Consider the following 15792-nt stretch of genomic DNA (forward strand, 5'->3'; position numbering starts at 1 on the left):
TGTCCTTTGCGTTCCTGCTGGGGTAACCCGTCCAGCTCCTTTCCCAATGGTGACGCAGATCTCCTCCACGCTATATGTGAATTCCTCCACAAGATTGCTGATTGCCTTGTGATAACTTCCATAGATGGAATCAGATCCCCAGACCGCCGCCACGCCAGCAGAGTCAGGCCTGCAGCAATCCGTGGTGAGGCTCTCCGATTGCCTCCAGCTCATGCAGGCGGACCTGGTGCACGCCAATCCGACGCCGGAGAACCTTGGGCACCTCGTCTCGGACGTCCTGATGTACGACCCCCTGGACAACTGGTCCAGCGTGGATGACCGCATCATCCTCGCCGTCGGGTGCACCTACGGAACGCCGGACTTCGACCAGCTTTTGCACAGGGCGGCTAACAGCAATGCGGCCGCGGTGATCGTCAAGGCCCACGGCGCCCTCATGGAACAACTCCGCTCTGCTGCTGTCCGGCACAGCCTTGCCGTGCTCGTGGCACCGGATGGGGCCGACTGGACACGGTTGGTCACCCTTGCCAGGGCCTCGGTCATGGGCGCGGCCGCGGATTCAGTCTCCGGGGTGCGGCTCGGAGACCTCTATGCTTTCGCCAACGCAGCGGCGTCCATCACCAACGGTGCGGCCAGCATCGTGGACCCCTTGGGCCGGATTTTGGGTTACTCAACCCTGCCGGGCCAGCCCATCGACGAGCTTCGCAGGATCACCACGCTCACTCTGGAGGAAACCACCCAGCCGGCGTTCGATCCGGACTTCAAAAGGGTCTACGCCTCACCGGGAGCTGTGCTGGTGGACGCGTTGGATGACGGCATGGCCCGCCTGGCACTGGCCGTGCGGGCAGGCGGAGAGCTTCTTGGTTCCATCTGGATCATCGATCCCGGGGAGGAAAGACGGGAAGCATCCTTGCAGGCGTTGGACCGGATGGCCCCCCTCGCGGGACTGCACATGCTTCACGCCCGTTCGGCCTCCGACTTCGGGGAGCGACGCAACGCGGACCTGATCCGCACGCTCATGGACGATGCGCCGCACGCTTCCTTTGCCGCCGCACAATTGGGGCTGGACGCCGCGAACGGACTCGCGGTCGCGGCGTTCTCGATCGCCCGTCCCGAGACCGGCAGCCTGGAGTCGGTGCGTGACATCCACCGGCTGCTGCACCTGGTGACCACAGTGTGCAACGTGCAGTTCAATACCAGCCACAGCGCCCTTATCGGCTCCGTAGTGTACGCCCTGTTGCCTTGCCAGGGGGGTGCCCCCAGGGCCGTCCAAGGGCGGATCATCCAGGAAATCGCCGCCTACTCGCACACCATTTCCTCCCACCCGCTCATTGCGACGGTGGGAGGAATCGCAGCGCGCGTAGAAGACCTGCCCCGGTCCAGGTCCGAGGCCATGCAGACCATGCACCACCTGATGAACCAGCAATCACGGGGCGGTGAAGCACCCAGGGTGGCCCTGTTCGAGGACTTTCAAGTACCGCTGAACCTGTTGAAGATCGGCCAGTTCATTGAGGAAAGCGGGCTGGCCGGCGTGGATGACATCGCCAGGATCCAAACCCGCGATGCAGAACAGCAAACGGATTACCTCGACACCTTGCGGGCGTACCTGGCGAGCAACGGAAATATCTCCGCCATGGCCGCCCAGTTGCATGTGCACAACAACACCGTCCGGTATCGCGTGGCCCGCCTGGCCGAGGACTTCAACCTCGACCTGGCGGACCCGCAGAAGCGGCTCTGGCTGTGGTTGCGGCTGACCACCATGGACCTCGCCGCGAAGTAGCCGCGCGCAGCCGGCCTATCGAACCCGCACTATCGAACTATGGGGAGTCCCGCCGTCGGGAAGACGCTGGGGAAGATCGACGGCGGCGGCACCGGCACGGTATCCAGCGGCACCGTGACGGTGTCCCCGCCCACGGTGACGTGCTGATCCCGCACGTTCAGGCGCAACGGCTCGTCACTGTAGTCCGGACCGGACACGAGTGCCAAGGCGATGGAACCCTGCGAAAGGTCCACGGACAACAGGCGCCCCTGCACCTTGAGCCTGAACGAGAGCCCTTCCCATTCGACGGGCAGGCGGGGATCGAAACGCAGGACTTCGCCTTGGTCCCGCATGCCGGCAAAACCGCAGACCAGCGAACTCCAGATGCCACCCGTGGAGGCGATGTGGACGCCGTCGATCGTGTTGCCGTGCGAGTTATCCAGATCGATGAACAGGGCCTCGGTGAAATGCTTCAACGCGACGTCGCCGTAGCCGACCTCCGCCGCCATGATGCCTTGAACGCAGGCGGAGAGGGTGGAATCGCCCGTGGTGATGGGATCGTAGAAGTCGAACGCACGCTGCTTTTCCTCAGCATTGAAGTCCTGCCACTGAAGGAACATGGCCAGCACGGTGTCCGCCTGCTTGAGGACCTGGTGCCGGTAAATCACCAACGGGTGGAAGTTCAGCAGCAGCGGGTACTTGGACTTCGGCGTGTTCCAGTCCCACGGCTCCAGGGTCATGAAGTCGTTGTCCTGGCTGAAGACCTCCAAGTGAGGGTCATACGGCAGCGACATCCGCTCGGCCGCCTGCCGCCACACCATGCGCTCGGTATCGGTGCTCCCCTCGTGTTCCAGGGCAGCGGCGGCACGGAGGTTGAAGCGCGCCATGACGTTGGTGTACAGGTTGTCGTTGACCACGGCCGTGTACTCATCCGGGCCGGTGACGCCGTGGATGTGGAACATGCCGTCCTTGCCGAAGAAGCCCAGCGAAGCCCACATGCGCGCCGTCTCGATCAAGAGGTCGGCACCCAGTTCGGTCCGGAACGTCTCATCGCCGCTGGCCCATTCGTAGCGGTTGGCCGCGAAAGCGATGGCCGCGGCGATGTGGAACTGGGCCGTACCCGCTGCGTAGTAGGCGCTGGCCTCCAGGCCGTTGATGGTGCGCCACGGGAAGAGTGCGCCGTCCACACTGAGTTCCTTGGCACGAACCCGGGCGTCCGGAAGCATGGCGTGCCGCGATTCCAGCACCTTTCGGGCGCCGCACGGGTTGGTGTACGTCAGGTACGGCAGGAGGTAGACCTCCTGGTCCCAGAAGTAGTGCCCTTCATACCCGGAACCGCTGACGCCCTTGGCCGGGATTCCCGCCACGCCCGCCCGCGCAGTGGCCTGCGCCAACTGGAACAGGGCCCATCGTACGGCCTGCTGGAGTTCAGGCTGTCCACCGATTGAAACGTCCGCCGTGGTCCAATACTGCTGATAATGCTCCCTGCTCTGCGCAAGGATGTCCAAGAACGGCACCAGGTTGGCTTCCGCCTCGGCGGCAAGGGTCTCGCCGACGTCCTCAGCATCGCCCTTCGAGCCCGCCACCACGTAGCTGACGGTCTTTTCCACGCGGAACTCTTCGCCGGCGTGGATGGCCAGAACGTAGCGAACGGACGACTCGTCCTCCGCGACGACGGTCTCGAACGGCTGGCCCTCGGCGGAGATCCAGTGATCCACGGCCATGGCAACGCGTTGACGTGATTCAGAGGTCTCCCAGGCGAGGCGAAGGGAGCCATCGGCGCCCTGCAGGTGCAGCGGCAGGAGGACCCGGCCGGCGTGCCGGCCGGAGCGGCGGGGATCGTGGACCGAGTGGTCCTCCACAGGCTGGTCCTGGCGGTTCACGACGCCGGACGTTATGTCCGCGGACACGTCACGGTCAGCGCTGATGGTCAGTTCCAGGCCAAGGCATCCGCGGGAATCGAACCCCACAGCGCGGCGTTCGGCCGTGGTGACAGTAGCGCCCGACCGGCACGCCCACGTGGTGGATTCCTCATAGACGCCTGTGGAGAAGTCGACGCTGCGGTGATAGTCCAGCACCGTGGATTCGGCCAGGCTCAGGGCCTCGCCGTCAATGGACACGGTGAAGTTATTGGCGTCCGGAACGTAGACGATCCTCTGGCCCGTGCGGGCAAAACCGTAGGCATTCTCGGCGTGCTTGATGTCCCAGATCTCGTGGAAACCGTTGATGAACGTGCCGGGGAGTTCGCCGTCGCCGGCTGTTGAGTGGGAGCCTCGGATGCCGAGGTGGCCGTTGCCTAGCGCGAACAGCGTCTCCAAGGTTCCCTCGTCACCGGGGACGTGGATGTTTTCCACGAGCTTCCAGGGCTCGCAGGGGAAGCGCAGCCGATCGGAGCTGATGAGTGCCATGGGCGGATGAAGTCCTTCGAAAAGTAGGGTCAGAGAAGATCGTTGAGGTCGTCGACAACCAGCGTGGCGCCAGCGTCCAGCAGGGTTTTGCGGCCCGCCCCGCGGTCCACGCCGATCACGGCGTAAAACGCAGCGCCCGCACCGGCTTGCACGCCGGAGACTGCATCCTCCACCACGATGCATTCCTCCACAGGCACGCCCAACAGGCCCGCTGCGTAGACGTAGGTTGCCGGGTCCGGTTTACCGGGAAGCCCGACGTCGGCAGCCACCAGCCCATCGACCACAACCTCGAAGTGGTGGTCGAGTCCGGCGGCTTTCAGTACCGCGGGCGCGTTCCGGGATGAGGACACAACAGCCACTTGGAGCCCAAGCTCAACGGCCGCGTTGATGAATTTGACCGACCCGACGTACGGCTCAACGCCCCGGGAACCCACGATCTCGTTGAAAATGGCGTTCTTGCGGTTGCCCAGGCCCTGCACGGTGGTGTTGGTGGGATCGTCGTCCGCCGGGCCTTCCGGCAGCGTGATGCCGCGGGAGGTCAGGAAATCGCGGACGCCATCGAAGCGCGGCTTGCCGTCGATGTGATCAAAGTAGTCGCTCTCCTGGTAGCCCTCAGGATGTCCGGCCTCGGCCAGGTAACCATCGAACAGTTCCTGCCAGGCCTGCTCATGCACTACGGCCGTGGGCGTCAGCACGCCGTCGAGGTCGAACAGCAGCGCCGTGGCGCCGGTCCAGGCATTACGAAGATCAGTCATGTGCATAGTTCCGTTCAGCGCTTGTGGCGCGTGGTTTTGCGTTCGATGAGCTTGGTATCGAGCAGGTGGTTGGAGGGCTGGTGGGGGTTCTCGGAATTCAGGAGCCGTTCACACAGCAGGTTCGCCGCGAAGGCCCCTTGGTCGGCAACGGGTTGCGCCACTGTGCTCAGGCCAAGGAACCAGCTCATGGGATGGTCATCAATACCGATCACGGACACGTTCTTGGGCACGGACAGGCCGTATTCACGGAGCGCCATGAGGGCACCGAATGCGGCCTCGTCGCAATGGGCAAACACTGCCGTGGGCCGGGCACCGCGGGTAATGAGTTCCGTCATGGCCCGCCGGCCGTCTTCGATGCTTGGACCGGCGCCCACCACAAGGTCCGGGTGGACGGTGAGGTGGTGTTCATCCAGTGCACGCTTGAAGCCGCGGAACCGTGGAGTCTCAGTGAGAACGGGGTGTTCATTGCTCGAGAGGACGGCCAAGTCCCAATGGCCAAGCCCCAGCAGGTGTTGGGTTGCCTGCCAGGCTGCGTGTTCGTCGTCGATACCTACATTGTCCCACGGAACATTTCCCATGCCCACGCTGGCCAGGGCCAGGCCGGACGCTTCCAAGGCTTCCAACTCCTCCGGCTCGAGGTCGATATTGAGCAGCAGCAGGCCATCAACTCTCTGCGCGAGGTTCTCGAGGTCGCCAAAAACCTGGCGCCTCACACTGGCCTTGTTGCGGAGGCTGATCAGGACCGTGTCATAGCCGCTGTCGCCGAAGACCTCTTCCGCTGCTTCCACGGCTTGGGCGAAGAACCAAGCCGTAGCTGTCGGGGCCACGATTGCCACCGAACCTGTGCTGCCGCCGGCCAGGCGGGATGCTGCCGCGGAGGCTTTGTAACCGAGTTTGCTCGCGGCTTCCGCCACCGTTCGTTGGGCCTTTTCGGAAACGTTGGGGAGATTCCTCAGGGCCCGCGACACCGTGCAAATGGACAACCCGGAGAGGACTGCAACGTCCTGGATTGTCACCTTGTGAGTCCTAACCATGCAACACGGCCTCAACCCTTTCCATACTCGCCTGCCCCTTGGAGGGGAGTCCTGAACGGGACTCCAGCCAAAAGTGTAAGCGCTTACAATTTTGTCATTCAATAGAGTGTGCGTGAATGCGAAATTGTGACGCGAATCTCACCAAGGGATTGATTCTGGGGGCAAGATGCCTTCTAATCGGCGGCTATCAGCCGATCGTTCCGCTCCCGTTCAGCACATAGAACTTGAGGAACGCACTGACATCTACCAGTTCGGGGGGCTCAATCCTGTGGCCCATGCCGGGATAGGTCCGTGCGGTCAAGGCAACATTGGCATTCAGCCACTCTTTGGTGTGGGACACCGCGTCCTCGTTGATCACGGGATCGGCCTTGTCCCTCCCCCAGAAAAAAGGCGGAGGAGCGTCGAACGATTCGCTCAGGGCCAGGAGGTCGTTGTCCATGACAAACCCGGACAATCCCACGGTTGCCGCGAACTCGTGGGGACGCAACCGCAGGAGCGTGCTGGCCATGGCCATGCCCTGCGAATAACCCAGCAGGCTCACGCTGCTGTGGTTGTGCTTCACGGAGTTGATCCAGTCGAACACCCGGTTGGTGGATGAAATCACATCCGCGAAATCGTTGGTCAGGAAGTAGTCCAGCAGGAACCAGCCGTAGTCGTCGCCGATGACTTTCGGACCCCGCAAGGCCGCGCAGCTGAACTCCCCGGGAAGGTGCGGAAAGAGATTCACCATCCGTTGCTCACTGGTGCCGTATCCGTGGAGCATCACCAGCAAGGGGGTGCCCGCGCGCTCGTTCTCGGCCCTAGACCAAACCACTGAATCCATGGGAACGAGACTAGTAGACTTGCCGCATGACACCGCAGGAACTGGCCAACCTGGCCCATCTGCGGCGCGCCCGCGATTTCATCGACCGCGAGTACGCGCGGCCGCTGGACGTTCCCACCATGGCCGCCGGCGCCCTCATGTCCCCCGCGCATTTCTCCAGGCAGTTCAAGGCGGCCTATGGCGAATCGCCGTACAACTACCTGATGACCAGGCGGATCGAACGGGCCATGGCCCTGCTCCGCTCGGGAATGACCGTGACCGATGCCTGCATGGAAGTCGGCTGTACGTCTTTGGGATCCTTCAGTACCCGCTTCACGGAAATCGTCGGCATCACCCCCAGCGACTACCGCTCCCGGGAGCACCACGCAGTGAAAGCGATGCCCAACTGCATCGCCAAACAGCACACACGGCCGGAACGCAAGAACACCAGGAATCTGAGCAGGATTGAAGAAGCGCCCACGTCAGAGCTGCAATAGCGTGTGAAACATGAACATTTCATTGAAGTACGCACACGTCACTGTCAACGATCTCGACGAGTCCCTCGCCTTCTACCGGGACGCCCTCGGCTTGGAGGTCAGGAACGACGTCGGCTCGGACGGACAGCGCTGGGTCACCCTCGGCAGCACCGCCCAGCCCGATCTTGAGATTGTCCTCTCGCCTCCGCACGCCGGCCGTTCACAGGCCGACGGCGACGCCATCCAGGAACTGCTCACCAAGGGCGTCATGCCCATGCTCGTGTTCAATACGGACGATCTCGATGCCACGTTCGAGAAACTCCGCGCTTCCGGCGCCGAAGTCCTTCAGGAACCCATCGTCCAGCCCTGGGGCCCCAAGGACTGCGCCTTCCGCGACCCCTCCGGCAACATGATCCGCATCAACCAGGGCTGACTGCTTGACCCGACGCCGGCCCGCTAGCGGCTTAGCAGGCCGGCGTCGGACAGTTCGCCGTCCTGGTGCGTCGATGCAATGGCGGCGGACACCACATCGGACAACCGCAGCCGCCGGCTGTAGGCCTGCCGCTGGAGCCGTTCTCCCGTGCCGCGCCGGAGGATGTTCGCAGTCCCGGCCCGCGCGAGTGCCAGGTCCCCGGAATCCGTGAGGGCAGGACCTACGTGCCGGAGCAGCGCGTCCACTACATCGGCGGCTGGATACGGCTTCAATTCCAGTGGGTGCAGAAGCTGGTGGTTCACGCCGAAACGGCTGGACTTCCAGTTCGCCATGCGCAGGACGGGCGTCACCATGCTCGACGCCGGCTCCCCCCTGCGCCATTCGCCCGCCGAAGTTTCCACCAAGGCGCGGGCGATGACCGCTATGGTGAGGGCATCCTCGGCGTACAGGCAGACGTCGGCGATCCGCAGCTCAACGGTGGGGTGCCCCCTGGAGAGCCGGGCGTCGAAGTAGATCATGCCCTCGTCCAGCGGAACCCCTGTGCCCAGCAGGTCCGCCAGGACACCACGGTATTGGTCCGCCGAGCCGAAAACGTCCATGGGACCGGCAGTGGGCCACCTGTTCCAGATCTGCGTCCGGTAGCTGGCAAAACCGGTGTCTGCACCCATCCAAAACGGCGAGTTGGTGCTGAGCGCCAGGAGCACGGGAAGCCAGTGGCGCATGCGATCGAGTACAGCGACGCCTTCATCGGGCGACTCGATGGACACGTGCACATGGAACCCACAGGTGAGCTGTTCACGCGCTATCAACCCGAACTCGTTGCCCATGGTGGCGTAGCGCTGATTGCCCTGTGTGGGTGTCGCGTGAAACACCGGGGGCGTGGCCAGTGCCGCCACACGGGCACCCAACGCCCGTGCAGCCGTGTCAGCCACGGCCCGGCCGTTCCGGATTTCGGACCGCAACTCCGTGGCCGTAGTGCAGGGCCGTGAATTGACCTCCACTTGTTCCTGCTTGAATTCCGACTTCAGCGAAGGTTCATCACCGGAATCGGTGTCCTCGCCGGGATAGACCGCCACGTCCAGGACACCAGAGGCCAAGGCCAAGGGCATGCCGTCCGCAGGATCGGCAATCAGCAGCTCCTCCTCGACACCAAACGTCCGCATAGCTGGCCCTCTCCACGCTGGATTTACTAGAGACGGCGGTTATCCGACGTGACGCGGAACCTCCATTTGGAAACCGCAACGGCAGTGAAGTACCTGTGTTTGCAAGTACACCTCCAGCAGGCTCGGGCTGCTCGGATCGTCAGTGCTCCGGGGCGCCTCGATAACGCGTTCGGTGGGACGGCCCAACGTCATGGGATCGCCGCAATGGGTGCAGCTGAACCAGAGTCCGGCTGCGGAGATGGAGAGGAACTCGTGTTGGATCTCAGGTATCAGCGCGTCCAAACGCACTGCATGGGCGTAAAACGTATCGCATTCACTGCAGGTGTAGCTGACTTCAACAATCTCCGAGCGATCCTGCCCTGCTTCAACAACCGTCTCCACGAAGACGTAGGAATCGGTATCGCACACCGTGCACCACGGACGGTTTCCGGTATCCACAGTTGCGGGTTCCGCGCCCAATAAAGGTTCCGGGGCGGGAATCGGGGATGTAAGCGTCATTGCCATTCTCCTTTGATGCACGTATCCACCGTGAGGTGTTTTCCGACAACAGGCCCTAGCGGGAAGCACTGAACATGTCGGGCAAAGCTGATTTGTCCCATTGGAAAGCCTGCGTGAATGCACACGGCGAGCCGGCCGATAGAGGCCGCGGCTAAAAGGTGCAGTTCTTGTACCAACTCGAATGGCTCAAGTCACGAGGCTCCAAGGGCTATCTGCTTAACCCACCTATGAATGTAGTTCACTAGTGGCGGACGTCACAAGTGAAAGATTGCCACCCCGGCGGCTCAGGGCTCGAAGTGAGCGACGGGCGCCTGGTTGGCGACAGATTCTATGAGCGTCTGTGCCACGTCCCGAAGCTTCTGGTTGCGGCTGCTCGAAGCCTTCTTCAGGATCTGGAAAGCCTGGTCCTGGGTACAGCGGTTTTGGCCCATGATGATCCCGCACGCAAGGTCGATCACGGTCCGGTTCTGCATGGCATCCTGGAGGTCGTCCGCGTGCTGCTGCTTCACGCCGATCCGCACCGCCAACCGCAACGATCGTTCGGCTTGGCTGGCATAGAGCTCACAGCTGCGGATGGTGGCCTCGTCATAGACGTTGGCCTGCGGGGCGAAGAAGTTGAGCGCCGCCGTGGCCCCTTCATCCAACTCCAAGGGCACGCAGAGTGCAGCGAGGTGGCCCCGCTGTGCAATGACAGTGCAGTAATCGGACCATCGTTCTTCCGTGGACGTGTCCGGCACATGGACGGTGGTGTGGCTGCGCATGGCTTCCAGGCAGGGCCCGTCGCCGTACGCCTGCTGGACTTCGTCGATCAGCCGGGCTTCATGGGTGCTGCCGGCCACGGTAGCGGTGCGGCGACGCCGGCTCAGCGTGATGCCGCAGAGCACGGGGAATCCAACCGCTTCGGACACGGCAGCTGCAGAGAACACCGCGAGTTCCCCAAGGAATCCACCCACGTCTTCGCTGTCGATGACAAGGTCCTGCAGCTGCTCTGGCACCGAGACGTCGTTGGGTGCGGAGACATCTTCAGGCACCGCAAATTCAACGTTCATCTCGTCCATGCCTTAGTTTACGATTGCCGGGACCTCAGTGTTGAGCCTTTTCCGGGCGAAGGCAAATCCTTGCATTCCACGGACCCTTCAGTGCAGAATCTAGCTACGGTCATGCAACATTAGATCGTCATTCGCTCAAGCAGATGGGCGCCCCGTGTTTTTGATGCCGAGGTGACCCATGCCGGCCCAGCCAGCATCCCGAGTTCCGGACGAAGCCCAACAGCCGCCCGACGAACCGCTCTGGTGCGCGCGCTGCAACACCGATCAGCATCTACTGGTGAACTCGATCCAGTCGCATTATCCGCCGGTGCCCAACGTTGTTGACGTCTCCTACGAATGCCTCGCCTGCCGGTTCTCCTACCGGAAGCTTGCCTCCGTCCAGAAAGTTGCCGTGGTACTGAACCGGCCCGGCATTACCCAGGGACTACTCCAGTTTGGCGGCCAATACCTTCACTGCGGGGAGCCCATGAAAACCAAAAGCTGCGAGCTGCGGCGCATACAGGCCTCCCTTTCGCTCAGTCATGGCGTCCGGGAGCGGCTCTACGAGGTTTACATCAATACCCGCATTCTGGGATGTCACTGCGGTTTCCGCATGGAAATCCCTGACTGAGGATCCTGAAAGCAATCAACTGCAGCACCCCTGATGGAACTACCGCGAGGGACACAATGTACGCAGAATCCAAGAGGAACGAATTTTCGGCCGGCACGTCAGAGCGCAGGTTGTCCGGCAAGCACAAACTGCCGGACCCGCCCGATCCCGACAACCTCCCCATCGACTACCCGGGGACCGGGTATGCCAGCAGGTATCCTTCCAGCGCCACGGGAAGTTCCCGGCTGCCGCGCCAGGACTACCAGGGGAGCTCAAAAGCATGAGCGAATTCCCACCGGATCCCTCGCACCCTGATCCAACACGCGATCCGAACCCCGACCCCACCCGGGAGCCCCCACCCACCCCCGAGCCCGTTCCCTTGCCCGAGCCCGGGCCGCCACCGGTCCCGGACCCTACGCCAAAACCCACCCCATAGACCGGATCCTGGCAAATCCCCCAGTCAGGATCCGAACGAGGGCATGCCGCACTACAGGGAGTGCGGCATGCCCTTTTGCCCGCCCGCACCCGGCCCTCGGTCGCTCCATGCCCACATATCTGTGTTTGTGTTGTTTTCTATTGACTTACCAACATAAACAAAGATAGAGTCAAGCAATTCCACATCGTTGTGACAGCAGTCACGCAAGTGGTTGCACTGAAAATTGGCATTACCGCAATGGAGGGTAAGTGTTCGCCGAAGAGCGCCAGCAATTGATCTCCGCACTCGTCGCAGAGCGCGGACGGGTGAGCGTCACAGACCTCGCCGACCGTTTCAGCATCACCACTGAGACCATCCGCCGCGACCTCGCGGCCCTTGAGGTCTCCGGAAACCTCCGCCGGGTACACGGCGGTGCAGTCCCCTCCGATCGCCTGAGCACCCGCGAGGAAAGCATCCTCGAACGCGCCGTCCAGCGCCAGTCGGAGAAGCTTCGCATCGCTAACGCCGCCCTTGCACTGATCCCCGATCCAACCACCGGCAGCATCCTGCTGGACGCCGGTTCCACCACTGAAATCCTTGCGGACCTACTGGCGGCCAGGACCCCCTCCCCCAACGGCGGCGACGAACTCGTAGTCATCACCCATGCCATTCCCATCGCCGGCAAGCTCTCGTCCACGCCGGGCATCGCTCTGCAGATCCTCGGTGGCCGTGTCCGCGGACTGACGCAGGCCGCCGTCGGGCAGTCCACCGTGGAGGCGGCCTACCGCCTGCGTCCGGACATCGCCTTTGTGGGAACCAACGGGATCCACTCCGCTTTCGGGCTCAGCACGCCCGATCCCGAGGAAGCTGCCGTGAAGGCAGCCTTCGTCAAGTCGGCCCGCCGCGTGGTGGCCCTGGCCGACTCTTCCAAGCTGGACGCCGAAACACTGGTCCAGTTCGCCACTTTGAAGGATGTTGACACCTTGATCACAGACAGCGAACCCTCAGCGGAACTCGCAGCAGCCCTGGCTGACGCCGGCGTCGACGTGGTGATCGCATGATCGTCACGCTCACCGCCAATCCCAGCTTGGACCGAACTGTGGAACTCCCGGGAGCCTTGGCTCGCGGCGAGGTTCAGCGCGCGGTGGCCGTCCACCAGGAGTCCGGCGGGAAGGGCGTGAACGTGTCCCGCGCTCTCGTGGCCTCCGGCCTCGAAACACTGGCAGTCCTTCCGGGCGCCGATTCGGATCCGGTCCTTTCCGGACTGCACGACGGCGGCGTTCCGTTTGCGGCCCTGCCCATCGGTCAGGCGCTGCGCAGCAATGTCACACTCACCGAACCGGACGGCGTCACCACCAAGATCAACGAACCCGGCCCGGAGCTGAGCGGTGAACAGCAGGAAGCCCTGATCGGGCTGCTGCTGGAGCGCTCCCGTGGCGCCAGCTGGGTGGTTCTCGCGGGCTCGCTCCCACCAGGAGTGCCCGCGGACTTCTACGCCACAATCGCGCGTCGGCTCCGGTCGAACGCGGATGGAACGGCCGCCCCCGGCATCGCCATCGACTCCTCGGGGGCTCCGCTTGCGGCAGCCCTGGTGGGCGATGCCGCAGGAAAGCCGGACCTGCTCAAGCCGAACGCGGAGGAGCTCGCGGAGCTCGCCGCCGCTGCCGGTTTCGCCAACGTCTCCACAGCTGACGAACTGGAAGCGGATCCGGCCAAAGCCGCCCAAGCCGCTGCCGCCGTCGTCGCCAGCGGTGTAGGCGCCGTTCTCGCAACACTCGGGTCCAAGGGCGCAGTCCTGGTGACCGCGGACGGAGCGTGGCTCGCCACGCATCCGCCCATCAAGGCAGTCAGCACGGTAGGCGCCGGGGATTCCTCCCTGGCCGGCTATCTACTGGCCGCAACCCAGGGTGGTTCCCCTCAGGACTGCCTCCGTCAAGCCGTGGCACATGGTGCCGCTGCTGCTTCGCTGCCGGGCTCCACTGTCCCTGCAGTCCACCAGACAACCCCCGACGCCGTAACCATCACGGCCCTCCAGAAGGACTAACAGTGACCCAGCTGATCACAACCCAATTGGTCACCCTCGACCAGAACCTGGGCGACTCCCCTGCCGACGTCATCCGCGTCCTGGCCGGCAAAGTTGCCGCCGCGGGCCGTGCTTCCGAGGTTGAAGGGCTCTTCACCGATGCCTTCGCCCGCGAGCAGAAAACCGCAACCGGCGTCCCCGGCGGCATCGCGATCCCGCACTGCCGCTCAGCCGCAGTCACGGAACCTGCCCTTGCCATGGCCCGGTTGTCCCACAAGGTGGACTTCGGTGCCAAGGATGGCCCGGCGGACCTCATCTTCTTCATCGCAGCCCCGGACGGCGCGGACCAGGAACACCTGAAACTGCTCTCCAAGCTGGCACGATCGCTGATCAAGAAGGACTTCACCGCGGCGCTGCGTGCAGCGTCTTCTCCTGAAGAGATCGTGGACCTGGTTGATGGCGCCATCGGTGACGCTCCGAGCACCAGCGAAGCCGGGAATGGGGGTCGCGGAGTGGTTGGGCATCGCGAAGCGGGCACGACCCCCATTGCCGGCGAAGCGGCCGCTGCGTCAGCACCCAAGCGCATCGTGGCAGTGACCGCTTGCCCCACCGGCATTGCGCACACCTATATGGCAGCTGACTCCCTGGTTGCCGCTGCCAAGGAGATGGGCGTCGACCTCCAGGTCGAAACCCAGGGTTCCTCGGGCGCCAAGCCGCTGGACCCGGCAGTGATTGCTGCGGCTGACGCGGTGATCTTCGCCGTCGACGTCGACGTCCGCGGCAAGGAGCGCTTCGCGGGAAAGCCGGTCATCAACGCTCCGGTCAAGCGCGGCATCGACGAGCCCGCCAAGATGGTCCAGGAAGCGTTGGCCGCTGCGGATGACCCGCACGCACGCCGCGTTCCGCACTTTGGCGCTGAAGAGCAGGCCGAGCGCCAGGCGGAAGAGAGCAGCGAGCACATCGGCCAGAAGCTGAAGCGCGCACTCCTCACGGGCGTCTCCTACATGATCCCGTTCGTGGCCGGTGGCGGTTTGCTGATTGCCCTGGGCTTCCTGCTGGGCGGCTACGACATCACCGCTGTCGCGGACAAGGTGGTGTTGGAGAACAACCTCTTCAACCTGCCTGAAGGCGGACTTTCCATCTACCTTGGCGCCGTGGCGTTCAAGATCGGCGCCCTGTCCATCGGATTCCTGGTCCCCGCGTTGGCGGGCTACATCGCTTACGGCATCGCGGACCGTCCCGGTATCGCACCGGGCTTCACCGCAGGAGCCGTTGCGGGCTTCATGGGTGCAGGCTTCCTGGGCGGCCTGGTCGGCGGCCTCCTGGCCGGCGTGGTGGCCCACTGGATCGGCACCTGGCAGGTTCCGCGCTGGCTGCGCGGCCTCATGCCCGTGGTCATCATTCCGCTACTCGCCTCCATTGTGGCTTCCGGCCTCATGTTCCTGGTCCTTGGTGGACCGATCAAGAACCTCACTGTCGCCCTGAACACCTGGTTGTCGGGCATGACGGGTGCATCCGCAGTAGTGCTCGGCATCATCCTGGGCCTCATGATGTGCTTCGACCTGGGTGGCCCGGTCAACAAGGTTGCCTACTCCTTCGCAGTGGCAGGCCTCGGTGCCGGTGCGGTTGCCAACCAGGCACCATGGCAGATCATGGCCACGGTCATGGCTGCCGGCATGGTTCCCCCACTCGCAATGGCCCTTGCGACAGTGCTGGACAAGAAGCGCTTCAGCCTGGCCGAGCGTGAAAACGGCAAGGCCGCCTGGCTCCTCGGCGCCTCGTTCATCTCCGAAGGCGCCATCCCGTTCGCAGCAGCCGATCCGCTGCGCGTCATCCCGGCCAGCATGGTGGGCGGCGCACTGACCGGCGCCTTGTGCATGGCAACCGGTGTAACGTCGCAGGCTCCCCACGGTGGCATCTTCGTCTTCTTCGCCATCGGCAACCTGGCCATGTTCGTCATCTCCATCCTGGCCGGCACCGTGGTCTCCGCGCTGATCGTGGTTGCCCTCAAGCGTTGGGCAGTCCGGAAGCCGGTGGAAGCAGAACCCGTTCCAGTCACCGCCAGCGTCTAGACTTCCCACAAAACCAACCTCACCAAAGGAGCACCAATGCCTGAACGTACAGCCACCATCGCAAGCCGCGTCGGCCTCCACGCCCGCCCGGCCGCCATCTTCGCCGAGGCTGCCGGAGACCTGGACCTCGATGTCACCATCGCCCGCCAGGGCGAGCCCGCCGACGACGCCATGGACGCTGCCAGCATCCTGTCCCTGATGAGCTTGGGCGCGGCCCACGGCGACGTTGTGGTGCTGCGCGCCGAAGGCGACGGGGCCGACGCAGCCCTGGACAGCCTGGTGAAGATCCTCGAAACGGACCACGACGCCTAGGGGTCAC

15 protein-coding genes are annotated in these 15792 nt (G+C 63.7%); 8 read left to right on the top strand and 7 right to left on the bottom strand.

The window, feature by feature from the left end; genetic code table 11:
- Positions 1-124: 124 nt before the first annotated feature.
- Complete coding sequence (locus tag ACFRJ9_RS09685; protein WP_377666862.1) at positions 125-1777, top strand: PucR family transcriptional regulator; 1653 nt, start codon at positions 125-127, stop codon at positions 1775-1777.
- Between the two features lie 29 nt (positions 1778-1806).
- Here ACFRJ9_RS09685 and ACFRJ9_RS09690 read toward each other — a convergent pair whose 3' ends face one another.
- The 4 genes from ACFRJ9_RS09690 to ACFRJ9_RS09705 all read right to left on the bottom strand — a co-directional run bounded on the left by ACFRJ9_RS09690 (position 1807) and on the right by ACFRJ9_RS09705 (position 6776).
- Positions 1807-4164: a glycoside hydrolase family 65 protein gene (locus tag ACFRJ9_RS09690; RefSeq protein ID WP_377666865.1), complete on the bottom strand. Its 2358-nt coding sequence runs from the start codon at positions 4162-4164 to the stop codon at positions 1807-1809.
- Between the two features lie 29 nt (positions 4165-4193).
- Positions 4194-4925, bottom strand: a complete 732-nt coding sequence (locus ACFRJ9_RS09695; RefSeq protein ID WP_377666867.1) for an HAD family hydrolase — start codon at positions 4923-4925, stop codon at positions 4194-4196.
- An 8-nt stretch (positions 4926-4933) separates the two neighbouring features.
- Entirely contained in the window at positions 4934-5935 is a 1002-nt protein-coding gene (locus tag ACFRJ9_RS09700) for a LacI family DNA-binding transcriptional regulator (protein ID WP_377666869.1), read from the bottom strand.
- A gap of 205 nt (positions 5936-6140) precedes the next feature.
- Complete coding sequence (locus ACFRJ9_RS09705; protein ID WP_377666871.1) at positions 6141-6776, bottom strand: alpha/beta hydrolase; 636 nt, start codon at positions 6774-6776, stop codon at positions 6141-6143.
- Between the two features lie 26 nt (positions 6777-6802).
- Between ACFRJ9_RS09705 and ACFRJ9_RS09710 the strand changes: the two genes are divergently transcribed.
- Together ACFRJ9_RS09710 and ACFRJ9_RS09715 are read left to right on the top strand one after the other, a co-directional pair.
- On the top strand, positions 6803-7252 hold the full coding sequence (locus ACFRJ9_RS09710) for a helix-turn-helix transcriptional regulator (protein ID WP_377666873.1): 450 nt from the start codon (positions 6803-6805) through the stop codon (positions 7250-7252).
- 10 nt (positions 7253-7262) lie between these two features.
- Positions 7263-7664 (top strand): VOC family protein, encoded by a 402-nt coding sequence (locus ACFRJ9_RS09715; RefSeq protein WP_377666875.1) that lies wholly within the window; start codon positions 7263-7265, stop codon positions 7662-7664.
- A gap of 23 nt (positions 7665-7687) precedes the next feature.
- On the opposite strand, the gene ACFRJ9_RS09720 is transcribed toward ACFRJ9_RS09715, so the two are convergent.
- From ACFRJ9_RS09720 to ACFRJ9_RS09730, 3 genes are all read right to left on the bottom strand, one after another.
- Positions 7688-8827 (bottom strand): glutamate--cysteine ligase, encoded by a 1140-nt coding sequence (locus ACFRJ9_RS09720; RefSeq protein WP_377666877.1) that lies wholly within the window; start codon positions 8825-8827, stop codon positions 7688-7690.
- A 39-nt stretch (positions 8828-8866) separates the two neighbouring features.
- Entirely contained in the window at positions 8867-9325 is a 459-nt protein-coding gene (locus tag ACFRJ9_RS09725) for a hypothetical protein (protein WP_377666879.1), read from the bottom strand.
- Between the two features lie 284 nt (positions 9326-9609).
- The gene (locus tag ACFRJ9_RS09730; RefSeq protein WP_377666882.1) at positions 9610-10383 is read right to left on the bottom strand and encodes a GAF and ANTAR domain-containing protein; all 774 of its coding nucleotides are present in this window, start codon (positions 10381-10383) and stop codon (positions 9610-9612) included.
- A 169-nt stretch (positions 10384-10552) separates the two neighbouring features.
- On the opposite strand from ACFRJ9_RS09730, the gene ACFRJ9_RS09735 reads away from it, so the two are divergent.
- The 5 genes from ACFRJ9_RS09735 (at position 10553) to ACFRJ9_RS09755 (ending at position 15785) form a co-directional block, all read left to right on the top strand.
- On the top strand, positions 10553-10984 hold the full coding sequence (locus ACFRJ9_RS09735; RefSeq protein WP_377666884.1) for a hypothetical protein: 432 nt from the start codon (positions 10553-10555) through the stop codon (positions 10982-10984).
- A gap of 663 nt (positions 10985-11647) precedes the next feature.
- Positions 11648-12439, top strand: a complete 792-nt coding sequence (locus tag ACFRJ9_RS09740; RefSeq protein ID WP_377666887.1) for a DeoR/GlpR family DNA-binding transcription regulator — start codon at positions 11648-11650, stop codon at positions 12437-12439.
- A complete protein-coding gene (locus tag ACFRJ9_RS09745) occupies positions 12436-13422 on the top strand; it encodes a 1-phosphofructokinase family hexose kinase (RefSeq protein WP_377666890.1) in 987 nt (328 codons plus the stop codon). The genes ACFRJ9_RS09740 and ACFRJ9_RS09745 overlap by 4 nt, the downstream gene beginning before the upstream one ends.
- Before the next feature lie 2 nt (positions 13423-13424).
- Positions 13425-15473: a fructose-specific PTS transporter subunit EIIC gene (locus ACFRJ9_RS09750; RefSeq protein ID WP_377666893.1), complete on the top strand. Its 2049-nt coding sequence runs from the start codon at positions 13425-13427 to the stop codon at positions 15471-15473.
- 36 nt (positions 15474-15509) lie between these two features.
- Positions 15510-15785 (top strand): HPr family phosphocarrier protein, encoded by a 276-nt coding sequence (locus ACFRJ9_RS09755; protein WP_377666896.1) that lies wholly within the window; start codon positions 15510-15512, stop codon positions 15783-15785.
- Positions 15786-15792 lie beyond the last annotated feature (7 nt).

Origin of the sequence: Paenarthrobacter sp. NPDC056912, assembly GCF_042786555.1 — a bacterium.
Lineage (GTDB): Bacteria > Actinomycetota > Actinomycetes > Actinomycetales > Micrococcaceae > Arthrobacter.